Source organism: Gilliamella sp. A7 (genome assembly GCF_002142015.1).
GTDB classification, from domain to species: Bacteria; Pseudomonadota; Gammaproteobacteria; order Enterobacterales; family Orbaceae; genus Gilliamella; species Gilliamella apis_A.
Genome location: NZ_NASN01000013.1, coordinates 37,190 through 61,373 on the forward strand (window position 1 = coordinate 37,190; position 24,184 = coordinate 61,373).

At 33.0% G+C, this 24,184-nt stretch carries 21 protein-coding genes and 1 riboswitch; of the genes, 10 read left to right on the forward strand and 11 right to left on the reverse strand.

Going from position 1 to position 24,184, the window contains the following annotated elements; genetic code table 11:
* The first annotated feature begins 26 nt into the window (after positions 1 to 26).
* A complete protein-coding gene (gene uvrD, locus B6D18_RS05295; RefSeq protein ID WP_086363493.1) occupies positions 27 to 2,258 on the forward strand; it encodes a DNA helicase II in 2,232 nt (743 codons plus the stop codon).
* Positions 2,259 to 2,325: 67 nt separating this feature from the next.
* Here the strand turns inward: uvrD and cyaY are convergent, their stop codons facing one another.
* The 6 genes from cyaY to B6D18_RS05325 all read right to left on the reverse strand — a co-directional run bounded on the left by cyaY (position 2,326) and on the right by B6D18_RS05325 (position 5,617).
* The gene (cyaY, locus tag B6D18_RS05300; protein WP_198199271.1) at positions 2,326 to 2,637 is read right to left on the reverse strand and encodes an iron donor protein CyaY; all 312 of its coding nucleotides are present in this window, start codon (positions 2,635 to 2,637) and stop codon (positions 2,326 to 2,328) included.
* A gap of 101 nt (positions 2,638 to 2,738) precedes the next feature.
* The gene (locus B6D18_RS05305) at positions 2,739 to 3,254 is read right to left on the reverse strand and encodes a surface-adhesin E family protein (protein WP_086363495.1); all 516 of its coding nucleotides are present in this window, start codon (positions 3,252 to 3,254) and stop codon (positions 2,739 to 2,741) included.
* Positions 3,255 to 4,052 (reverse strand): hypothetical protein, encoded by a 798-nt coding sequence (locus tag B6D18_RS05310; RefSeq protein WP_086363496.1) that lies wholly within the window; start codon positions 4,050 to 4,052, stop codon positions 3,255 to 3,257.
* Positions 4,053 to 4,128: 76 nt separating this feature from the next.
* The gene (locus B6D18_RS05315; RefSeq protein WP_158092523.1) at positions 4,129 to 4,758 is read right to left on the reverse strand and encodes a thiamine diphosphokinase; all 630 of its coding nucleotides are present in this window, start codon (positions 4,756 to 4,758) and stop codon (positions 4,129 to 4,131) included.
* Between the two features lie 21 nt (positions 4,759 to 4,779).
* On the reverse strand, positions 4,780 to 5,241 hold the full coding sequence (rimI, locus tag B6D18_RS05320; protein ID WP_086363498.1) for a ribosomal protein S18-alanine N-acetyltransferase: 462 nt from the start codon (positions 5,239 to 5,241) through the stop codon (positions 4,780 to 4,782).
* On the reverse strand, positions 5,216 to 5,617 hold the full coding sequence (locus tag B6D18_RS05325; protein WP_086363499.1) for a DNA polymerase III subunit psi: 402 nt from the start codon (positions 5,615 to 5,617) through the stop codon (positions 5,216 to 5,218). The genes rimI and B6D18_RS05325 overlap by 26 nt, the downstream gene beginning before the upstream one ends.
* Before the next feature lie 86 nt (positions 5,618 to 5,703).
* On the opposite strand from B6D18_RS05325, the gene rsmC reads away from it, so the two are divergent.
* Complete coding sequence (rsmC, locus tag B6D18_RS05330) at positions 5,704 to 6,744, forward strand: 16S rRNA (guanine(1207)-N(2))-methyltransferase RsmC (protein ID WP_086363500.1); 1,041 nt, start codon at positions 5,704 to 5,706, stop codon at positions 6,742 to 6,744.
* A 45-nt stretch (positions 6,745 to 6,789) separates the two neighbouring features.
* Here rsmC and hemN read toward each other — a convergent pair whose 3' ends face one another.
* Positions 6,790 to 8,187, reverse strand: coding sequence for an oxygen-independent coproporphyrinogen III oxidase (hemN, locus tag B6D18_RS05335; RefSeq protein ID WP_086363501.1), 1,398 nt, complete (start codon positions 8,185 to 8,187; stop codon positions 6,790 to 6,792).
* Between the two features lie 219 nt (positions 8,188 to 8,406).
* Positions 8,407 to 8,907 (reverse strand): Der GTPase-activating protein YihI, encoded by a 501-nt coding sequence (gene yihI / locus B6D18_RS05340; protein ID WP_086357040.1) that lies wholly within the window; start codon positions 8,905 to 8,907, stop codon positions 8,407 to 8,409.
* A gap of 166 nt (positions 8,908 to 9,073) precedes the next feature.
* Between yihI and coaA the strand changes: the two genes are divergently transcribed.
* The 8 genes from coaA to ndk all read left to right on the forward strand — a co-directional run bounded on the left by coaA (position 9,074) and on the right by ndk (position 20,799).
* A complete protein-coding gene (coaA, locus tag B6D18_RS05345; protein ID WP_086363502.1) occupies positions 9,074 to 10,009 on the forward strand; it encodes a type I pantothenate kinase in 936 nt (311 codons plus the stop codon).
* 17 nt (positions 10,010 to 10,026) lie between these two features.
* Positions 10,027 to 10,482, forward strand: a complete 456-nt coding sequence (locus B6D18_RS05350; protein WP_086363503.1) for a DUF1090 domain-containing protein — start codon at positions 10,027 to 10,029, stop codon at positions 10,480 to 10,482.
* A 156-nt stretch (positions 10,483 to 10,638) separates the two neighbouring features.
* Positions 10,639 to 10,683, forward strand: a riboswitch (PreQ1 riboswitch).
* 2 nt (positions 10,684 to 10,685) lie between these two features.
* Positions 10,686 to 11,159, forward strand: a complete 474-nt coding sequence (gene queF, locus B6D18_RS05355; RefSeq protein ID WP_086363504.1) for a preQ(1) synthase — start codon at positions 10,686 to 10,688, stop codon at positions 11,157 to 11,159.
* Positions 11,160 to 11,182: 23 nt separating this feature from the next.
* Positions 11,183 to 11,839: a 7-cyano-7-deazaguanine synthase QueC gene (queC, locus tag B6D18_RS05360; RefSeq protein ID WP_086363505.1), complete on the forward strand. Its 657-nt coding sequence runs from the start codon at positions 11,183 to 11,185 to the stop codon at positions 11,837 to 11,839.
* Positions 11,840 to 11,883: 44 nt separating this feature from the next.
* Positions 11,884 to 12,552 (forward strand): 7-cyano-7-deazaguanine/7-aminomethyl-7-deazaguanine transporter, encoded by a 669-nt coding sequence (locus B6D18_RS05365; protein ID WP_086363506.1) that lies wholly within the window; start codon positions 11,884 to 11,886, stop codon positions 12,550 to 12,552.
* 259 nt (positions 12,553 to 12,811) lie between these two features.
* Positions 12,812 to 17,965: an alpha-2-macroglobulin gene (locus B6D18_RS05370; protein ID WP_086363507.1), complete on the forward strand. Its 5,154-nt coding sequence runs from the start codon at positions 12,812 to 12,814 to the stop codon at positions 17,963 to 17,965.
* 98 nt (positions 17,966 to 18,063) lie between these two features.
* Positions 18,064 to 20,361 (forward strand): penicillin-binding protein 1C, encoded by a 2,298-nt coding sequence (gene pbpC, locus B6D18_RS05375; RefSeq protein ID WP_086363508.1) that lies wholly within the window; start codon positions 18,064 to 18,066, stop codon positions 20,359 to 20,361.
* Positions 20,362 to 20,376: 15 nt separating this feature from the next.
* Positions 20,377 to 20,799, forward strand: coding sequence for a nucleoside-diphosphate kinase (gene ndk / locus B6D18_RS05380; RefSeq protein ID WP_086363509.1), 423 nt, complete (start codon positions 20,377 to 20,379; stop codon positions 20,797 to 20,799).
* Between the two features lie 67 nt (positions 20,800 to 20,866).
* On the opposite strand, the gene B6D18_RS05385 is transcribed toward ndk, so the two are convergent.
* The 3 genes from B6D18_RS05385 to B6D18_RS05395 are packed head-to-tail and all read right to left on the reverse strand — an operon-like array spanning position 20,867 to position 23,930.
* Positions 20,867 to 21,628 (reverse strand): DeoR/GlpR family DNA-binding transcription regulator, encoded by a 762-nt coding sequence (locus tag B6D18_RS05385; protein ID WP_086363510.1) that lies wholly within the window; start codon positions 21,626 to 21,628, stop codon positions 20,867 to 20,869.
* A 46-nt stretch (positions 21,629 to 21,674) separates the two neighbouring features.
* Positions 21,675 to 22,655: a 4-hydroxythreonine-4-phosphate dehydrogenase PdxA gene (pdxA, locus tag B6D18_RS05390; protein ID WP_086363511.1), complete on the reverse strand. Its 981-nt coding sequence runs from the start codon at positions 22,653 to 22,655 to the stop codon at positions 21,675 to 21,677.
* A 12-nt stretch (positions 22,656 to 22,667) separates the two neighbouring features.
* Positions 22,668 to 23,930 carry a four-carbon acid sugar kinase family protein gene (locus B6D18_RS05395; RefSeq protein WP_086363512.1) on the reverse strand — a complete coding sequence of 421 codons (1,263 nt, stop codon included), beginning with the start codon at positions 23,928 to 23,930 and terminating at the stop codon, positions 22,668 to 22,670.
* Between the last annotated feature and the right edge of the window lie 254 nt (positions 23,931 to 24,184).

A 24,184-nucleotide genomic window follows, 5' to 3' on the forward strand; every position in this document is an offset into this window, starting at 1 on the left:
CTATAATTGCGATGGGTTAACACATAATGGAAAATAAACAGTCGTTATTAACCGACTTAAACACAGAACAAAAAAATGCTGTTACAACTGATAGTCAATATACCATTGTTCTTGCGGGTGCGGGAAGTGGTAAAACACGTGTATTAGTTCATAGAATTGCTTGGTTGTGTGTTGAAAAAAATTATTCTCCTAACTCTATTTTTGCTGTTACTTTTACCAATAAAGCGGCTGCTGAAATGCAAGAGCGAATACAAACTTTAGTCGGTGAAGGATACCTAAATGGTATGTGGGTAGGAACTTTTCATGGTTTAACCCACCGTTTATTGCGTATGTTTTCTCAGCAAGCTAAATTACCCGAAAATTTTCAACTTATTGATAGTGAAGATCAGATTCGTCTTATTAAACGAATTCTTCGTGAACTGAAAATTGATGAAAAGCAATGGTCACCAAAAGAGTGTGCTAATTTTATTTCCACACAAAAAGAAAAAGGTCTTAGGGCAGATAATCTAAAACCAGAAGATCCGAAACAAGTAATGTGGCAAACAATTTATCGTGATTATCAAGCAATTTGCGACAGAGTTGGGTATGTTGATTTCTCAGAATTAATTTTGAGAGCATATGAGTTGCTTTGTAGTAATGAAAATGTTTTAAATTATTGTCGCCATCGTTTTTCAAATATATTAATAGATGAATTTCAAGATACTAATAAAATCCAATATTGGCTGGTGAAAAAATTAGCTGGAGACACCGCGAATGTAATGATTGTTGGTGATGATGATCAGTCAATTTATAGTTGGCGTGGAGCTAATGCTGATAATTTACAAATGTTTATCAATGATTATCCAGAAACTGAAATTATTCGCCTAGAGCAAAACTATCGATCGACAGGCATTATTTTAGATACTGCAAATAAATTGATTGCTAACAACCAAAATCGGTTAGGTAAAAATTTATGGACCGACAGTGGTGACGGAGAAAAAATTTCACTATATGTCGGTTTCAACGATATTGATGAAGCAAGGTTTGTTGTAGGACAAATAAAAAAATATCATGACGATGGTCATAATTATGCTAGCTGTGCCATTTTATATCGTAATAATGTGCAATCACGTATTTTTGAAGATACTTTATTACAAGCTGGCGTACCTTACCAAATTTATGGTTCGATAAGATTCTATGAAAGGCAAGAGGTTAAATTAGCTTTAGCCTATCTCCGATTATTGCATGACCATGATAATGATATGGCATTTGAAACTACGGTAAATACTCCAACTCGTGGAATAGGTAATGTCACTTTAGACAAAGTTAGATTATGTGCTAAACAAAATAATATTTCGTTATGGAATGCATGTTTAATGCTGATCCAAAAAAATGCTTTAACTGAAAGGCAACGTTCAGGTATTAGTCGTTTTTTAGAATTAATGGAATCTATTCATGTCGAAGTTAATGAATTACCATTTTATAAACAACTAGATGCAATTATTAAATTATCTGGCGTATTGCAAATGTATGAACAAGAACCAGGCATCAAAGGACAAGCACGATTGGATAATCTAGAGGAGCTTGTTTCATCTGCAGAGCAATTTTTTAGAGTTAACCAAGATAATGTAATTCAAGACAATGAAACAGGCAAAACCTTAACTGTTTTAGAATCATTTTTAGCATTTACCTCTCTTGAAAGCCGTGACGTAGTAAATCAACAAGATTCGGTGCAATTAATGACTTTACATTCAGCAAAAGGATTAGAATTTGACAATGTTTTTATTGTTGGATTGGAAGAGGGTATTTTTCCGGCACAACGTTCCTCTCAAGAACGAGACAAAATGGAAGAAGAAAGACGCTTAGCTTATGTCGGTATTACCCGAGCACGTAAGTTTTTAACGCTCTCTTTGTCTGAACTAAGGCGGCTTTATGGGCGTGAAGAGCGTAATTTGCCATCACGTTTTTTAGCAGAATTACCAGTTGATAATTTACAAGAAATCAGTTACCGAGCTAATTTAACATCATTTAATAATAATGATGATGATACTTTCACTAAAGATGAGCAATTCTATCAAGATCGTAAAAAGTCATATATTAAGAAGAAAAAAGAAAGTGATGGATACACATTAGGTAGGAAAGTTAAGCATAATCGTTTTGGTGAAGGTACCATTGTTAATTTAGATGGCGAAGGTGAACATAGACGAGTGCAAATTGCTTTTGTTAACGAAGGGGTTAAATGGCTAGTTGTGAAACTGGCAAATCTTACCTTAATGTAAATAATAAAATACTAAACAATCAAAGGATACTAACTTTTAACTTAGTATCCTTTTTTGATCATTATAATTATTGCTCAGATTGCTCTTGCACTGACGAAGCAAATATCTCTTCAAATGGTTGATCTGTTCGATTACATATCCATTGTTCATTAATTAAATCAAAATGATAACCTTGTTTTTGTGTTGCTAACCAAACTTGAAAAAGTGGTTCTTGAGTATTAACAATAATTTTACTATTGTTTGGAAAACTAATGGTAATAACATTGCCATTAGTTTCATAATCTAAGTCTATATCGTGTTCGTCAGCGTATTTATCTAGATATAATTCGATTTGGTAAAAAAGTTGATCGGTTAAGGCATGGAATTGCGTGATATTCATATTGATGTGATTAAAATATACAGTTAATAAATTGATATTAACATAAAAAAAAATACTCCGCCACCGCTAGGTGGCAAGAGTAAAAACGAATGAAAATAGAATTAATTGTTTAATGGTAATGAACAGGCAATAACGAGTAATTTATGCTTTTCATCGCCTTTATCTGCTCTCGTCCAACGATTTGGAATATCAATAGTATTTACTAGTTTACCTTCGGCAAAATAGTTCTCGATAAGTTCAATTTTACCTTTAGCAATTTCTTTTTTATCACAATTAGCATAATGATTAACAACTACTGTGTGATATGGTGTTTTTACATTATCAATATCTTGAACTAATGCTGGAATGTAATTGGTAACTTCCTTAAAAATTCGAATTTTATCGTTATAAGGATGTAATTTTATGGATTTTTTATCAAGATAGGCATAACCAATGGTGTTATCCTCATCAGTTTTAGATAGAGGAGTAAATTGTTCACCTATTTTAGGATTACTTAGCATTACTTCTACTTCTTTAGCTTGAGCTGCTAATTCATCTTCAGTAAGTGGTTTCTTTTCTTCTGCATGAGTGATAGCTGTAAAAGAAAAGAGCATTAAAAATAAACATAATTTTTTCATTTAAATTTTATCTCCCTCTTTTGAGCTATTTTCAACTGGTTTATCTTGTTGGGGTTGAGATTGCTTTTCTTGGGCTTCTTTTTGTTCTTTTTCTTGTTGTTTTTTCAATTTATAAGCTTTGATCTTTTCTTGGCGCTCTTTATCCATTTGGTCGTCAAGTGGTTTCATATCTGGACGATCTTTATAAAGAATGTCTTTCTTTATATCACCTTGGATGGAACAAAGTACACGGTTTTGATTATCAGTAAAGGCTTCTAGATAAAGTGATTTTTCAATGGTACCAAGTTTTGGTACAACACCATCAATTGAGTAGGGATTATCTTGCCATACCGGTGATTTTGTATTGCGATCATAGATTTTGGCATTGGCAATATAAACAGCATTATTATATTTTAACCATTTTAAATTATTAAGTGTATTAGTAATTTCTTCTTGGCTATTATCAAAAATAAAGCCCCAATAGTAATATTGTCCAGATAAATTGGTTGGAATATAGATGTTTTGATACCCAGTTATTGTTAATCCGTGGTATTTAAGAGGTTTTTTGAAATTAACTTTATCTTTGTTCTGTTGATAAATTGATTCTACAGGAATATAAGTAACATTATCTGTTGTTGTTAAATCAACATATTCGCTGAATAATTTTTTATTTTCAGCCAATTGCTTAAAAAATTGGTTATCACAAGCGAGAAAACTATCTACTATCTTATCTGTAATGCTTACACTATCGTTCTGCGCAAAAGCCATGCAAGAAACGAGAGAAGAACAAGCAAGCACAGTAAGTTTTTTTATTATCATAGAGCGGTTCCTTTCACCAAAATCACGCTAATTGTTTGTAATAGTATTGTAAAGTAATGTAAATATTTATGTCAATCTAATTGAAATCATTTTGGATCAAAATTAGTAAATCACCGTTTTTAAAAGAGATTTGTACTTTATCATCGATAGCTTTGTTACGCAAACTAATGTAGCCGCCAAGAACTAATGTTTGGTCAGTTAAAGGATATTCAAAGCCTGTTATAGTCAAATTAGTTACTGTAGACAATGGCATTAACGAAACAATATGATTTTTCACGTGGTGGATAATCTGATGATGATCAGCGAAGAAAAAATGGCAATAATTGTCATAAAACATCATTTTGAACTGATGATAGTATTGCATTGCTATAGATAAGTTACCTAAGAAATGATCACTGGCTCCTCCTGATGCACCATATATTGTAAATGATGTAACACCTTTACTATTCAAAAATAATAATGCTTTTTCAAAATCAGGTTTAGATTGATCTGGCGTATGAATAATTTGTGTTTTTGACGGAATTGCCCTAGTTGAGTCTATGCTATCTAAATCACCGATAATAAAATCAGGTTCAATGGCTGATGTAAATAAATAGCTATGATAGGCTCCATCAGTACAGGCAATATAAGTATAATCTTTTATATTACTGGGAATATCTTTTGGTGGTTCGCCATTGACAAATAGTAGTGCTGTTTTTTTTTGCATGATTATTCCCATTAAATTAATTTATAGCGTTAATGTGTAAGCCATAATAATTGCATCTTCTTGATGACCATCAACTGTCGGATAATAATTTTTTCTTACTGTTATTTGGTTAAAGCCAATTGAATGATATAACTCAATTGCTGGCGTGTTAGATTTTCTAACTTCCAACCATAAAGTTGAAATAGCCTGCGGTGAGCTAATGGCTATTAAGTTATCAATTAAATGATTTAATAATGCTTTAGCTAATCCCTGTTGTCTGTATGCAGGATGTATTGCAATATTAAATAAAGTTGCTTCGTCGGCAACTTGTTGGCAAATACAAAAGCCGACTAGCTTATTACCAACAGTTATTTTAAGATTGATATAACGTTCCCCTTGATTTGAAAAAAAAGTTTCTTTGGACCAAGGAATAGGGTGGCATATGAGTTCTAACTCATATGCTTCCGTTAAATCATGTTCATTCAGGATGGAAATTGTTTTCATATTTACATAACTGCTGCCAAAGTTTACGTTTTTGGTGTGGATCTTTAGCTAGCGAATCTAAATCACAGGTATTAATGGTTAAACTATTTTGCCATGGTTCATTGCTAAGCACATCTATAAACCATGTCACTATTTTTACTTCATCCGCCGAAATAATTAATTGCGAAGGGGTAAGAAATAACACTTGTTCTTCTGTTAAACGGATGGCTTTTAAAATATCGTAATATATTTTTTGTGTTGGTTTTTGTTTAGCAACAACAATTAAACGAATTTTATCGTCTATATGAGTCGCAAGTTCACCCTGAAAAACGGTTGAATTGCGTAAAACATATTGAGTAATATTACACTGTTTAAGATACCAATCAGTTTGTGTCATTATCAGATTACGGTTTTACTAGGGATTAAAGGAAGTTAATTGTATAATCTTCGCTTCAATTTATAAAGGTTTTTCATTGAGGCATTATGGCAACATCTGTTTTTACTCCAGCTAGCCAAGTACTTGAACGTCATCAGTCATTTTTTGATGATAAAAATATCCTTATTGCTGGTGATATTCAAGATAATTATCCTGCGGTTATTTCAGCAAATATAGTTAAGATTCATTGTTCCCAATATCATACTTTTTTAAGCTTTAAAAATAGTAAACGAGCCAATAGCGCTATATTTTCGCTCTATCCTGATACATCTTTTTATACTGATATAAATACCCTCATTTATTATTGGCCTAAAACCAAGAGTGAAGCCCAATTTCAGTTATCCTATTTATTGAACAATATGCCTAAAGATAGTGATATTTTTATCATTGGTGAAAATCGTTCTGGGGTGAAAAGTGTGGAAGGGCTGTTAGGTGACTTTGGTTCTATCCAAAAAATAGATAGTGCAAGACGATGTGGTTTATATCATTTTCGAGCTGATAGTCGTTTGGCTTTTGAAGTAAAAGACTGGTGGTTGAGTTATCACTTAACGATTGAAAATCAGGATATCGAAATTAAAAGCTTACCAGGTGTCTTCAGCCAAAAAGCCTTAGATGCAGGAAGTGAGCTGTTATTAAATGCACTTATGGATCATAGTGATATTATCAAAGGAAATATCCTTGATGTTGGTTGCGGCTCGGGCATATTATCAACAGTAATAGGTAAACTAAATCAAGATATAAGCTTAACATTAACTGATGTAAGTAGTACTGCATTAGAATCAAGTAAAGAGACTTTAGCTGCTAATAACATTATTGCAAGAGTTGTTGCTAGTGATGTATTTTCAGATATAAGCGATAAATATCATTTAATCATCTCTAATCCACCTTTTCACGATGGCAAAGAAACAAGTTATACCGCAGTTAACAAGTTGATTAAGGAAGCAAAAAAACACTTAAAACTAAATGGCTATCTTTGTATTGTGGCAAATTCATTTTTACCATATCAATCGATCTTAGATGAAACATTTAAAAGTGTTGAAATTATTGCTCAAACGACTAAATTTAAGGTTTATTTAGCCAGTCATTAACACTTAAATCAGTATCATTAAATGGTCATGCGTGAATTTATTCAATTAAATCACGCGTGAAAACTGTTGTTGTCGTACCAATCGACGCATATAAATATCAAAGCACATGCAAATATTGCGAATTAGAAGCTGGCCTTTAGGTCGAACATTAATGCTATCTTGATTAACGACAACCAATCCATCTTGTTCTAGTGGTGCAAGCAGTTTTAAATCTTCAGCAAAATAGTCATCAAATTGGATATGGTAATATTGTTCAATCTGCTTTTTATCAAGCTGGAAATGGCAAATAAGTTGTTTAATAACATCTCGACGTATTTTATCATCACGATTTAAGGTAAATCCTTTCCATAAACCATGTCCTTTTTGTTCAACTTGATTTTGATAACTTTTTAAGTCTTTTTGGTTTTGGGCATAGCTGTCTCCCAACATACTTATTGCTGATACACCGAGACCAAGTAAGTCAGCATCCCCTTTAGTGGTATAACCTTGAAAGTTGCGATGTAACTTGTTCTGTTGTTGTGCGATAGCTAACTCATCAGTTGGTTTTGCAAAATGATCCATACCTATAAATTGGTAACCAGCGAGAGTCAATTTTTCAATACTGGTTTGTAAAATTTTCAATTTTTGACTTGCATTAGGTAAATCATTATCTTTGATCTTACGTTGTGCAGCAAATCGGCTAGGTAAATGTGCGTAATTAAAAACACTTAATCGATCAGGCGAAATATCAATCACTTTATTTAATGTTTCCGTGAAACTTTCAACAGTTTGCTTTGGTAATCCATAAATTAAATCTAGACTAATAGAACGAAAGTTATTTTTTCTTGCTTGAGTAATTAGTGAACGGATCAAGTTTTCATCTTGCTCACGATTAATTAAATTTTGAATTTCATGATTGAAATCTTGGATCCCCATACTTAACCGATTAAAGCCAACATTAGCTAGATGATCAATCGTTTGTGGACTTATTTCTCTTGGATCTATTTCAATGGATAGTTCGGCATTTTGAGCAAAGTTAAAGTGTTTTTTTATTGAAGAGAGCAAGCGGCTAATTTCAGCATCAGTTAAAAAAGTAGGAGTTCCTCCTCCCCAATGCATTTGTGTAACAGTCCGGTTTTTAAATAATTCGGACTGTTTAGCAATCTCGATATCTAATACATCAAGATATTTAGTGACTTTATGGGTTTGTCGTGTAATCAGTTTGTTACAACCACAAAAATAACAAAGTTTATGGCAAAACGGAATATGTATATAAAGCGATAATGGTCGTTCAGGATAAAGTTTGGTCGCTAAAATGAAATTTTGTTCAGCAAACTGTTCGTTAAATTCAAGTGCTGTTGGATAAGAGGTATATCTTGGACCTGAATAATTATATTTTTCAATTAACGCTTGATCCCATAATAGGGGTTGAATCACATTTTTATTTAGTCCTGCGTTTGACATTGTCATTTCCATAACGTTTTGCTGTATTACGTTGTTTTGCTCTTATTTGTGTTTTTAATTTAATGTAATTTGTTTTTTTTAAATATAATAAAGTGCAAATAAATAATCCTAAATATAAACATAGCATAATCAATAGTGGCATGGTATACGACTCTTTATCGTGATTATTTTGTATATAAGATTATTGATGTTTTTAACACATATTTAATTAAAACTAAATTAATTACGTTTCAGTAGACTGACGATATCTTCTTTTATTTCTTCTTGTTCATCCTCGAAATCTTCATCTTCATAACCTAATAGTTGCATAAGTTTGTCTATACGATTTAGTTTATTATCAAGATAAGTCTGTTGTTCGTCAGTTAAGGTTTTACCTTGTTCAACTAAATCTAGTAATTGATCCAATTTAGTATCATTTTCAAGTTGTTCTAATTCTTGTTGTGGTGTTAATTTAGCTTTAGTTATTTTGGACTGATTAATTTTATCTACCTTTTTAATAGATGAATTATCATCTACTACCAATGAAATTGGTTTTTTACTGCCAATACGAGGATCTTTTATTGCTTTAGTTGTTTTGTTACTTTGATTGTTATCTTGACCATTGAAACGTGAACCACTAGGTAAACCTTTATGCTTACGTTTGCGCTTCAACTCACGAGATTCTTCATTAATCTCTTGGCGGTTTTTTTTAGGTTTTTGTTTTGATTTATTTTTTAACATACAATCTCAATTTAATATCTGATTATTAACTCACTAAATGTATTTTACCAGTAAGTCATCAATATAGCTATGAGCATGAGATAATACCAATTTATGATTGTAAAAAAATAGATTTAGTATAATCTGAGCCAAATTATTTATATCAGCTAGCAATAGAGAACAAAATATGACAAATCATTTGAGTCCTTACATGCAATTTACCCGACAAGAATGGGCGAGCTTGCGTAATGCGGTACCAATGACTTTAACGCCAGAAGAATTGACTTCATTACAAGGTATTAATGAAGATTTATCCATGGATGAGGTAAGTGAAATTTACTTGCCTTTATCTCGATTACTCAATTATTATATAAGCAACAGTTTTAGCCGTCAGGCAGTGTTATCAAAATTTTTAGGAAAAAGTCAAAAAATACCTTATATTATTGGTATTGCAGGTAGTGTAGCTGTTGGTAAAAGCACTACCGCCCGTGTCCTACAGGCATTGTTGACTCGTTGGCCAGAGCATCGGAAAGTTGCATTGGTGACAACTGATGGTTTTTTATATCCTAATCGTTATCTTGAAGAACGTGGTATCATGAATAAAAAAGGATTTCCACAATCCTATGATATCAAAAAATTACTTAATTTTGTTGCTGATGTAAAGTCAGGACAGGCAGAAGTTAAGGCGCCCGTTTATTCTCATTTAGTTTACGATATTGTTGAAGATGAACATATTGTTGTTGATAGTCCTGATATTTTAATTCTTGAAGGATTAAATGTTCTACAAGGCAGCATAAACTATAGTCAAGCTAGTAATCGTGTATTTGTTTCAGATTATGTCGATTTCTCAATCTATGTCGACGCACAAATACCATTATTACACGATTGGTATGTCAACCGATTTTTAAAATTTAGAGCTGGGGCATTTAGCGATCCTAACTCTTACTTTAACCATTATTCAAAGCTTCCTGAGGAAGAGGCCATGAATATTGCTAACCGCCTTTGGCGAGATATCAATGAATTAAATTTGATTGAAAATATCCTACCTACACGGGAACGAGCAAGTTTAATTTTAACCAAAGGTGAAGATCATAAAGTAGATTGTGTTCAATTAAGAAAATAAACTTAAGAGGAATCAATATGAAATCAGCAATAAGGTTATTAAGTAAATTAAGCATTATCACTTTAGTTACTGCATTTTCGGTAAATAGTTATGCATCAAGTAATGATGAAAACCAAGGATTAAATTGCGATGCTAAAAAGCAAGCAATTGAAACAAAAATAGAACAAGCTAAAAAAGCAAATAATAGTAATGAAGTGACAGGTCTTGAAAAAGCATTGCAAGAAGTTAATACCAATTGTACTGATGAGACTTTAGAACAAAAATATAAAAGATTAGTAGTTGAAAAAACTAAAGATGTTACAGATAAAACCAAAGAATTAGCTGAAAAAACTAAAGAGTATGCAAAAGACAAGATTAATGCTCATCAAGATACAATCGATGCATTAAAAGCGAAATTAAATGATGCCGAAAAAGAATTAGCTGATGCTAAAGATAAGCTTGCTGATTATTACAAACAATTGACCAACAAATAAGTTATATTCGGCGTAAAAAAGTGCTTTCCTCACATTTTTTTACTAAGTTATAACTAAATAAGCACCATTGATCTAGTATTAATGGTGCTTTTTATTAATATACTCAACTTTGCTTAAACTGGACTTTTTTATTTAAAAAGAGTATGGTGTGCGCCTGATTACGTGGTTCGTGAACCTCCCACGCTAAAAAACTAAGGAAAAAAATGAGTAATATAACACTACTAGGCGATCAATCCGTTCGCTATCCTACTGACTATTGTCCAGAAATCTTAGAAACATTCGATAATAAACATCCAGGAAACGATTATTTTGTAAAATTTAATTGTCCTGAATTTACCAGTCTTTGTCCAATAACTGGGCAACCTGATTTTGCCACTATTTATATTTCTTATGTGCCAAATATTAAAATGGTAGAAAGTAAATCGCTTAAGCTTTACCTATTCAGTTTCCGCAATCATGGTGATTATCATGAAGATTGTATTAATATCATCATGAAAGATCTGATTAAATTGATGGATCCAAAATATATAGAAGTGTGGGGTAAATTTACTCCCCGAGGTGGAATATCTATTGATCCTTATGCTAATTATGGTAAAGCAGGTACTGATTGGCAACAAATAGCCGTGAATCGCCTAGCTAATCATGACCTTTATCCTGAAAAAATCGATAATCGTTAATCTTTTTACAGGAATAGTTAAAAATGCAAAATCGTAAAGCACTTGTTATCTTTTCTGGTGGCCAAGATTCTACCACATGTTTATTGCAAGCTATTGCTGATTATGGTCGTGAAAATGTCGAAACCATTAGTTTTCAATATGGCCAACGTCATGCAATTGAACTGGAAAAAGCTAAATGGATTGCTGAAGATCTTGGTGTCAAACAAACTGTTATTGATACTTCTGTGATTAAACAGACAACCAATAATGCTTTAATTGATGACTCTCAAGAAATTACTGCCACGAAGGAAACTGATTATCCTAATACATTTGTTGATGGTCGTAATATGCTGTTTTTACTTCTAGCTGGATGTTATGCCAAACAACACGATATTTGCGACATTATTATCGGTGTTTGTGAAACTGATTTTAGTGGCTATCCTGATTGTCGAGATATCTTTATTAAATCAATGAATGTATCGATGAATCTGGCTATGGATTATCACTTTAATATCATTACACCATTGATGTATCTCACTAAAGCTCAAACATGGGAGATAGCCGATAAGCTCGGTTATTTGGATTATGTTCGAAAATATACCCATACTTGTTATTATGGCGTTGATGGTGGTTGTGGTAAATGTCCTAGCTGTATTCTTCGAGATAAAGGTTTAACCGATTATCTTAGACATTCAAACTAATTGTAACACTGGGTTCACTTACCCCATTAAAAAAGGAAAAACTTATGTATCTGAACGTTAATTCAGAACAAACTAAACCATTTACTCATGTAGAACAGATGAAAGCACTTGGATGGCTTTCGTTCTTTCATATTTTGGTTATCGCTTCAAGCAATTATCTAGTACAAATCCCATTTGATATTTTTGATTTTCATACTACCTGGGGGGCTTTTACCTTCCCATTTATCTTTCTTTCTACGGATTTAACTATTCGGGTCTTTGGCGCTAGTTTAGCCAGAAAAATAATTTTTGTGGTAATGATACCTGCTTTGCTACTTTCTTACGGGGTTTCAGTGTTATTTTTGGATACTCATTGGATGGGATTTGCTGCTTTATCTGAATTTAATAGTTTTGTTTTCCGGATTGCTTTAGCTAGCTTTGCCGCTTATCTAGTTGGACAGTTAATGGATATTACCGTTTTTAATTATTTAAGAAAAAATAGAGCATGGTGGGTAGCACCTTCTGCTTCGGCAATATTAGGGAATGGTATTGATACTATTGTTTTTTTTGCTATAGCGTTTTATAAAACTAATGACGAATTTATGGCTGCTCATTGGATTGAAATTGCTATTATCGATTATAGCTTTAAAATTATTATCTGTGGATTATTCTTTTTACCGTTATACGGAATTATTTTAAATTTCATTTTGAAAAAACTGGTTATCAAATCTTAAAAACTTGACTTTAAGTTTACTTATAAGGGGTATTACTTATTCAGCAGTTAAAGTTTATTGTTAATATAATAAATTCTAACTGCTTATCTTCCTCTCAAAAAAGGCCGTTCCTCAAAATTTTAACAAAATTCAGAACTTAATTAAAAAAAAAGTAAAAATCTTATTAAAGAAGTTTTGCCAAACCTTGTCTGAAAGTGCATAATATTGCTAAAAAAACAGCCAAAACATTTATTGTAACTGTAAGGGATTAGGTGAAATAATGAGATTGATAAAACACTTAGCAGTGTTAAGTTTATTTTTGATGCTATGTGCTTGTGATAATCAGAAAGATAAAACAGTAGAGCCGCAGCAGGTTGATAAAAGTGAGGTGGCAACAGATGTCGTTGACAATAAAACCGATGCTGTTGCAACAGAAACTTTAACTGAGGCGAAAGTCGAAACTGAAACTGAAACAGAAACTGAATCTGAATCTCATAATGTTTTTAACCCAACACCAGAGTTAATTGAAAAGTATAAAGGTAAACAATTAACTGTTATTGACAGTTCTGAGGTTATTCTTGATGGCTCAAGTACATTAGTGGTAACTTTTTCAGTACCACTTAATCCTAAATTAAATTTTTCTAATTTACTCAGATTAGTTGACAAAAAAACAGGTAATGTTGATGGCGCTTGGGAATTATCTGATAATGGTTTACAACTAAGACACCGTTATCTTCAACCAAATCGACAACTGGTTTTAACCATTGATAAATTATTGTCAGCTATTAACGATAGTCACATACAATCTGTTTATCAAAAAGAAATTACTACTCAAGACCGCCAACCGACAGTAGGTTTTGCAAGTTCAGGTATATTACTGCCAAGTAAATCTATGAGCGGATTACCTGTCACAACGCTGAATGTAAATAAAATTGATATTAACTTTTTTAAAATTAAACCAGAAAAATTATCTAAATTAGTGGATGATTTTGGTTTTATTGATTTGCTTTCGATTTGGCGTTCAAAAGAATTGACTAAATATGCTGATTTAGTTTATTCATCAAGATTCGATCTTCATCCAAAACCTAATGCACAAGAAACAGTTCTAGTAAACCTTGCTAATATTGCTGAACTTAATCAAGAAGGTGTTTATATTGCTGTGATGAATGAAGCAGGTATTTATAACGAATCAAATCCAGCAACTTTATTTTCAATTAGTAATATTGGTGTGTCAGTTCATCGTTATAAAGATGCCAAGATAGCAGTAATGACTCATGGTTTAGATAATGGTAAACCATTAGCAAATATTAATTTATCATTAATGTGTCGTAAAGAAGATAGTAAAAAATGTCATACAATTTCAGCAGTTACAGATCAAGATGGTTATGCTGAATTTAACCTAGGTAATAATTATGACTATTCGTTATTAACAGCCAGCGATGGCCTGCAAACTTCGTTTGTTAATATTGATCGTAATTCGCTTAATTTGACTGATTTCAATTTGTCCGGTAGTACTTATTATCAAAAACAATTGTTTGTTTTCGGACCTCGTGATCTTTATCGTCCAGAAGAAACCGTCTATTTTAATGCATTACTACGTAATGCTGATGGGCAATCATTACCAGATCAACCTATCATTGTTGATATTCTTTCTCCTGATAGTCGAGTGATTAAAAATTACCAATTAAAAAGTAATGCTGATTTAAATGGTTTATATCAGCAAACGTTTGATATTCCTTATGATGCCGCAACAGGTAGATGGGCAATTCGTTTTAATTTAGGCGATGATGATTATCGCTTGTGGAGGTTTCACGTTGAAGAGTTTTTGCCTGAGCGCATGGCAATGGAAATCAAAAGCACTGCAAGTGGGGCGGTTCTTAATAACGAAGATATTCACTTTGATGTTAAAGGTTGGTATTTATATGGTGAACCAGCAATAGGTAACAGTTTAGAAGTTAATCTCTATTTAAAGACCGTCGATTCAATTACTGGCCTAGCTGACTTCAAAATTGGAAAAGTGGCAGACGAAAGCCTATATCGTGAGCTTAATTCTTTTGAAGTTGAGTTGAATGATGATGGTTTAACTCAAATTGAGGTTAGCAAAAATAATTGGTCTGGATTACAGTCTCCTGCTAAATTGATTTTACAAGCAAGTCTACTTGATTCAGGAGGTCGACCGGTTACACGTTATGCGACACAAAATATATGGCCAGCAGATAAATTACCTGCAATTCGAGCGCTATTTGAGGATTCACCATATTATGATTGGAACAGTGATGATTATTATGGTCGTCCTACTGTAGATGTTGGTCATAATGCGGAATTTGAAATTGCTTATATTAATCTTGAAGGTGAAAAGTTAGCTACAAATTCATTAAAAGCTCGGTTGATTCGCGAGCGTCGTAATTATTATTGGACTTGGTCAGATGATGATGGTTGGCGATTAAATTATAATTCTAGTGAATATGTGGTTTCAGAAAATCAATTATCTATTGATGCAGATAGTACAACAAAAATAAGTTTTCAACCAACTGATTATGGCTCTTATCGCGTTGAAGTTGTTGATCCTCGAACTAATGTTGTGACAAGTTTCCGTTTTTGGGCAGGTTATGATTGGGAAGATAATACTCGTGGCACAAAATCTGTACGGCCAGATCAAGTTAAGTTAACTATTGATAAACCATCTTATAAAGTTGGCGATATAGCCAGAGTGAATGTGCAGGCACCAGTTGCTGGCTCCGGTTATATCTCTTTAGAAAGCAATGGTGGTACCATTTGGAAAAAATCAATAACTATTGATAAAAATGGTTTAGATGTTGATATACCAATTGAAAATTGGGGACGACATGATATTTATATTAATACTATGATAATTCGTCCATCGACAGATGCTGCTGTACAAACAGTTAAACGAGCAATTGGGTTATTATATTTACCAATTGACACAACAGACCGGCAGTTAAATGTTGCTATAAATGCACCCGCTCAAGTTGAACCAGAAACTACTGTGCCAATAAAAATTAAATTGGATAAACAATTTATTCAAAAGGATAAAAAAGTCACAGTTTTGGTTTCTGCAGTTGATTCCGGTGTATTAAATATTACTGATTTTGTTACACCCGATCCTTATACAGGATTTTTAGGTCGTAAACGCTTTGATGCCTCTATTTACGATGTTTATGGTAAATTGATTGAAGCTTCAGGTCGTAATGTTAATATGAGCTTCGGTGGTGATGCGATGACTGTTGGTGGTAAAAAAACATCAAATGAAGTCCTAATTGTAGCACAACAACTTGAAACTATTCAGTTAAATGATGAAGGCGAAGGGATAATTAACTTACCATTGCCTGATTTTAATGGTGAACTACGAATAATGGCGCAAGCATGGGATAACAATCGTTTTGGTAGAGCTGAAAAAACGATGAAAGTTGCTGCTCCTGTTATTGCTGAATTAACAACACCTCGATTCTTATCTGGTGGTGATCAGGCGATTTTAGCATTAGATTTGCATAATTTGACTGGTAGTACGCAAAACATGCAAATTGATGTATCAACTAGTGGTTTGCTTTATCAAAATGAGAAACAATCTATTACTGTAAAACTAGATAGTAAGCAGAAAAATATTGTTAAAATTCCAGTTGCTGCCGATTATGGTTATGGTAAAGGGAAAATAACTATAGATGTAAAAGGCATTGTACTTGAAGATAATTCTGATTTTAATATTAGTCGTTCTTGGACCATTGGTGTAAGACCTGCTTATACTGCAACTTCAAGATCTTATGTTGTAGCATTAGATGCAAATGAAAGCTGGCAATTATCAGACCAAGCTTTAACTGGTTTAATCGAAAATACTGTTGAAGGGCAATTAGTTGTTTCTAATCAACCTCCGTTAAATATTGCACAATATATTAAAAGCTTATTTGCTTACCCGTATGGCTGTTTAGAACAAACTACGAGTGGGTTATTCCCATCTTTATATGCTAACAGTGAACAACTGGCGCAGTTAGGCATTAAAACTGATTCTGATGAAAAGCGCCGAGAAAAAGTTCAAACAGGTATTTCACGCATCTTATCAATGCAACGTAGTAATGGAAGCTTTGGTTTATGGAGTAACTATAGTGAAGAAGAACATTGGCTAACAGTTTATGCTACAGACTTTTTATTGCAAGCTAAAGAACGCGGATATCAGGTTAATGATAAAGCACTTGATGCTGCAATGACACGTATTGGTCAATATATTTATGATGCTTCGGCATTTAATAATCTTAGTTATTACGGTGATTTAGACGTTCTTGAGTTTAATAAATTATCTATTAAAGCCTATGCTTTGATGATACTTTCTAAACAAGAGAAAATTACTTCAGCAATGCGTAATGAAATTAATTATTTAACCGATAAAATAATTAGCAGTGATAAATCATTTATCTACTCACCATTACCATTAGCTCATTTAGCGGTAACTGCAAAATTAAATGGTTATCAGGCAACCTATGACAAATTACTGCCGTTAGTTTTTACCACTCCATATACATATAATGATAGATGGTTAGGCAATTATGGTAGTACAGTTCGTGATCAGTCATTAATTCTGTCTTTATTAATTGAAAATAATATGGCTCAGAATAATCAAGCAAATTATCTATCTAATTTGTCAGATTTATTAAATGATCAACGTTATTTCTCAACACAGGAATTAAATGCGTTATTTATTGCTGGTTGGACATTAGAACAACATAAAAGTGGTAATCAATTCAAAGTCTCAATCAATGGCAAAATTGATAATGTTGATTCAATTGTTTCTCACTCCTATGATTTTAATGGATTAGCACAAGGATTATCTATTGATAACACTGCTCATGATGAACCACTTTATATTAAATTTTCTGTTACAGGTTATGCAAAAACACCTCCAGCACCAACATCGCAAGATGGTTTATTAACTATTAATCGAACCTATTATGATTTACAAGGTAAAGAGATAATGCCATCGAATATAGAAGTAGGTTCAATGATGGTTGTCGTTTTGGATGTAACAGCTCAAAAAGCAGTGCATGATGCTTTGATTGTTGATTTCTTACCTGCAGGTTTGGAGCTAGAAAATCAAAATCTTGCTAATAGCAGTGTAAATTTATCGACAATTCCGTGGGTAGCTGATTTATTAAAAAGTGATGATATTAACGAGATTAAATATCAGGAATTTAGAGATGATAGATATGTTGCTGCGGTGAATATCAATACCTATATCAATGAAAATAAATATCATAAACGCGTTGCTTATTTAGTTAGAGCAGTGACTACTGGTGATTATATGATTCCTTATCCTTATGTTGAGTCGATGTATCGACCAGAGCGATTTGCTATAGGACAATCACTTGATTTGATGAAAATATCTAGTCCTAGCAAAAAAGATAATAATGGAGATGGTGATAAGTAATTTCACTGCGACATTTTATAAAAATGATTATTCCGCCAATATAGTTGGCGGAATTTTTTATTTCTGAATAAATTTAGCTGGGTAATATAATAACGATAATGAAAAAGTTCTTTTACAAACTATTTAAATTTTTGTTGGTATTACTGGTTTTATTAGTTAGTAGCTTTTTTGTTGCTGATTATCTTTTTCCATTATCTGTTTCACAAAATAAAACTACGCAAACTGTCATTGCCGACGATGAAACTCCATTATGGCGATTTGCCGATAAAAATGGTATTTGGCGTTATTCTGTGAGCCTTGATGAAGTTCCAGATTATTACCTTGACGTTTTATTAAATTATGAAGATCGTTATTTTTACGATCATATCGGTATTAATCCAATTTCTTTACTGCGTGCTGCTTGGCAAAATATATCGAATGATAGAATTGTTTCTGGAGGTAGTACCATTTCAATGCAAGTGGCTCGGTTATTATATCCTCATGATCGAACACTGTTTGGTAAGTTAAAACAGATCTTTCGTACTTTTCAACTAGAATTACATTATAGTAAAAAAGAAATACTCACTTTATATATTAATCACGCACCTTATGGTGGCACAATTGAAGGTATAGGTGCTGCAAGCTGGTCTTATTTTGGTAAACAGCCCAAAGCATTAACCCGTAGTGAGGCAGTTTTATTAGCTGTGTTACCGCAAGCGCCTAGTAGGTTACGACCAGATAGGTTTCCTGAAAGAGCTAAGCAAGCTCGTGACAAAGTTCTAGATAGATTAGCTGAATATCAAGTGTGGCCAAATGACTTGATTGAACAAGTACGCCGTGATGAGGTTTGGGTTTATCCACGAAAGGCCCCTCAGTTGGCTCCATTATTAGCTTATCGCTTAAAACAACAATATCCTAATGAGGATATTATTCATTCAACCATTGATGTGTCTCTCCAATATAATTTAGAAGATTTAGCTGTTAATCGTAAAAAACAATTACCACCTAAATCATCATTGGCTATTTTAGTTGTTGATCATACTGATATGACTGTAAAAGGCTATGTAGGCTCGGCTGATTTTAATGATAAAGAACGTTTTGGCCAAATTGATATGATTAGGGCATTACGTTCTCCGGGTTCTACATTAAAACCGTTTATTTATGCCTTTGCTATTGATGATGGTATGATTCATTCTGAATCTTTACTGCAAGATGTTCCTCGTATTACCTCAGATTATCGACCCACTAATTTCGATGAAGGTTTTTATGGTCCAGTTAGTGCATCAGAGGCACTAAGGAAATCACTGAACTTACCCGCAGTTCAATTAATCGAATTATATGGTCCAAAGCGATTCAGCGCCAAACTGGCAGGTATTGGATTGCCTTTATCTTCTATAGCTAATGAACCGAACATTTCTTATATATTAGGTGGCGCTTCATTAAGAATGGATAATCTTGTTAGTGCTTATAGTGCATTTGCTAGGCATGGTGAGGTGAGTCCGTTACGTTTTACTAAAAAGGAACCACTAATAAACAAACCACTTATTTCTGATGGTAGTGCTTGGATAACAAGGCAAATGCTAATTAACAGTAATCTGTTAGCTTATAAAACGGGTACCAGTTATGGCTATCGGGATGCTTGGGCGGTTGGAGTTAATCCAAGATACTTAATTGGTGTCTGGGTTGGGCGACCGGACGGTACACCTGTAGCTGGACAATATGGTTCAATATCTGCAATGCCAATTTTGCAACAAGTTAATTCGATACTTTTAAATAGAGAAAATCGTTTAAATCGACTTATTACTTCTAATAAAAAACCAGAATCAGTCTCTTCTATGAAAATTTGTTGGCCATTAGGACAACCCCTTCCTGAATCAGATGTGAATTGTCATCGACAAAAAACAGCATGGATATTGGATAAAATGGTACCACCAACATTAAGTACTTATAGCGAATTGAAAAACAATATTTACCGTTCTGGTTGGATAAATATTTGGGTTAATGCGCGAGGGGAACGTGTCGCAGCTGATTGTTTAGGCGCGCAAAAAAAACAGGTAGCATTATGGCCTGTTTCGCTAGAAAACTGGTTATTAACTAAAGAACGAAGACAATCGATATTACCGCCTATCGATAAAACGTGTCCTATAATGGGTAAAGATATCTTTACTTCACTTAATATTGTTGGGATACGTGATAAACAATTAATTAGAGCATTGCCGGGCGTTGATCAAGTGACTATTGATCTCACTCCGGAAGGTGGTTATGGAGAGAAATGGTGGTTTTTAGATGGTGATTTAGTGGCTAATTCTCAAAATAATGAAAAAATTGCTTTAACAGTGGTCAAAAAAGGAAAACATCGTTTATTATTATTAGATGAAAGCGGTCAAATTGTTCGATTAACTTTTATATCAGATTAATAAAGGAACTCTCACATGACTATACAACGCACTTTATCAATCATTAAACCCAATGCTGTTAAAAAACAAGTCATAGGTGAGATTGAGACTCGAATATCAAAAGCAAAACTCAAAATCATTGCTATGAAAATGATCATGTTGACAAAGTCTCAAGCTGAAGGCTTTTATGCTGACCATCAAAATAAACCTTTTTTTGATAAATTAGTTAATTTTATGATTTCAGGGCCAATAGTTGTGCAAGTGCTGGAAGGTGAGGATGCTATTAACCAATATCGCCAATTGATGGGTTCCACGGATTTAAGTAAATCCGAACAAGGAACGTTGAGAGCTGATTTTGCCGATAACACTACAGAAAATGCCGTACATGGTTCAGACTCTATTTCATCAGCCGAAAGAGAGATTACCTACTTTTTTGTAGATAGTGAAATAGTTGGATAATTTCTGAATAAGGCAAATATCACAGATAAATAAATTTTATGATTTGTCTATTTATCTGTGACTTATATTAACTGGCAATATGTAACTTAAATGGCTGGTTTTTAAGATGTTGTACTGTTTCGATATCTAAATGGTTATCGGTAATAATGTCGGTAAAACGATTAAGTGGTATGGAAGTAAATAAAGAATAAGAATTGTATTTACTGCTATCCGCAACAAGCACTACTTTATCAGCCTTTTGAGCAAATCCTGCTTTAATTAATGCTTTGTCTTCTGTTGGTGCGGTTACCCCTTTACTTAAACTCCAGGAATTACAACTTACAAATGCAATATCGGGATTAATTTGTAGAAGTAATGAACGTCCATGTTCACCAATGCATGATTGGCTACTATCATCAATTTTACCGCCAATGATGGTTACTTCAATCTGTTTAAACTCAGATAAAAAAAGTGCAATATGCAAATCTGATGTAATAACTCTGACAGGCATTTGGGTAATTCTTTTAGCAATTTCCAAAGTTGTGGTACCTGCATCGAGCGCTATTGAGTCGCCAGCTTTAATAAGATCGGCTGCAACATCAGCAATAAGCTGTTTTTCACTAAAATTTTTATGAATTTTTTCAGATGTAGTTGGTTGGCTAGGAATAAAACGATTTAAAGTAACGCCGCCATGAGTTCGACTGATTACCCCTTGTTGATCTAATTTAATTAAATCACGACGAATAGTAGCAGGAGAGGCTTCAGTAGCTATAACTAACTCTTCGACTGTGACTAAGTTATGAATCTTAAGATAATCCATGATTTGATCGAGTCGATTGTATTTTCCCACTGAAAATTCCCCTTTCTATTTTTCTATGTTTACTAATTATTGTTAACTAAGATAACAGTTCCGCTAATCGGATTGATTCTATCATACTATCGGCTTTTGCAATACCTTGCCATGCAATATCAAATGCTGTGCCATGATCGGCTGATGTTCTAATAAATGGTAGTCCGGCTGCGATATTTACCCCATCATAAAAGCCTAATAATTTAAGGGGAATATGACCTTGGTCGTGGTACATTGCGACAACCATATCAAATTTACCTTGATGTGCTTGTAAAAATACTGTATCGGGTGCACATGGACCAATGGCATCAATACCACAAAGTCGCATTTTTTCAATAGCAGGTGTAACAAATTTTATTTCTTCATCACCAAACAGCCCATGTTCTCCTGCGTGAGGGTTAACGCCAGCTACAGCAATTTTGGGCGCAGAAATTCCTACTTTTTTGAGAAAATCATCAGCAATTTTAATAACTTTTTCAATTCTATCACTACTCAATTTATCTAAAAAGTTTCGCAGCGAAACGTGTGTAGTAACATGAATCACTTTTAGTGAATCAGTATAAAGTACCATAGCGACATCTTTACTATTAGTGAGCTTCGCTAACAACTCTGTATGTCCTGGATACATGTGTCCAGCTGAGTGTAGTGCCTCTTTATTCAGCGGTGCTGTTGCAATAGCTGTAACTTCGCCTGCAAGTGCTAATTCAGTTGCTTTTTTTACACATCGATAAGCTAGATCTCCTGCTTGTGGTTGAATTTTTCCTGGTTGCAATGAATCGATATCTTCCAATTGTATATCAATTATATTAATCACATTGCTTGAGAAATCTGCCTCGCTCACGCTATTAATAACATTAAAATTAACATCGCTAAATAAACCCATTTTTAACTGTTTTTTTAATAAATCAGCCGAGCCAATTACAATCGAATGTATATTTTTTACAATATCTGACTGTAGTGCTTTGACAATAATTTCCGGTCCAATTCCTGCCGGATCTCCCATAGTTATCGCTATGATTTTTGACACAATTTATCTCCTTTAAATAAATCTTAATGCTTTTAAAAAAATATCTTTTGTTCCAAATCCACCGGCTTTAGTAAATATTTTATAATCTAAAATTTCATGGCTTAATAATCTACCGTAAGGGACGCCTTCACAAACTTGTCCCTCGATTGTAAAACCTATCGCACCTAAAGATTTAGCAATGGAAATAGCTACATCCCCACCAGTTAAAAATAAATTATTAAACTTTATGTTTTTAACTAATAATCCTAAACCACTACAGATTTTTTCACCTAGTTCGGTTCTTGATAATTGATATTGTTGGCAATACAAATCGATTTTTTCTCGTTCTTGCTTATTGGTACTGGTTCTGACAATACAATGTTGATTATTATCAAGTATTTCTTGAATTTTATTTTTATATGTTATTAACGTAGTTGCTGATAGTTCTGGTAATAAATCTGATATTTTTAGATCTATTACATTCCAGTTATTATCATGTTGAATGGTATAATTTATCTGTTGTTGAGTAATTTCGCTCATTGATCCTGCCATGACTAACATTGGTTTTGTATTTAGTCTTTCTGATTTTGGTGTTTTTTCTGTTATTGATGGCGAAAGGAAATCAACTAATCCAGCCGAGCCTACTAGTAAAACTTTATCTAGTAATCCTTGAGTTTGTTCTATAATTGTTTTTAAATCATGATTTGTTTCAGCATCGATGATGATGATCTTAGTTCCTTGAGTTGCAAAGTTTTCAATACATTTTGCTATTTGATGAGTTCTTACTTTATCTATATTGATTTCTTCACATGGATAATCTGTTTGCTGTTTTATAATGGTTTTGATACGAGATGAACAAATAGGTGTTTTAGGATCGGTAGCAAATTCGGTATTGATTAGTTCAATGCCATTAACATAGCATTTACCATTTTTAGTTATACGGTTCATATTAGGAAAAGCTGGTATAACTAAAGCAAATTTAATTTGAGTTGTCGCCAGTAATGTTTCTATTTCACCACCTATATTACCACGCAGAGTTGAATCAATTTTTTTATAAATAGGTTGTAAGTGTGGATTATTTAAAATAACTTGTTTAATTCTAGCTTGTGCTTCGTGATATTCGATTGCTCTACTTTCAGTATTAACAACCATAACTTTCTTATCATTAATATGAGTTTTTAAAGGCTGTATAGATCGCCAATCAAAAACAACATCAACAGAGAATCCTTTCTTAACAAATTGTACACCAGCGTCATTAGAACCAGTGAAATCGTCTGCAATTATTAATTTTACCATTGACTAATCTTACTCAAAAAAAACTATTTTTAGGATTATACCGATTATTTAATCAAAAAAACAATAAAAATGATTAAAATAAATCATTTTAATCGTAATGTGATCTGGATCATAGTTTTGTAATATTAAAATTGATCAATAAGCTAACTTAAAATAACATTAAATGATTAAATTAAATCAATATGATTTTTAATACTCATCTAAATTGCAATCGATTGGAGCTAACTATGCACATTAACAGTACTGTCTTAAGT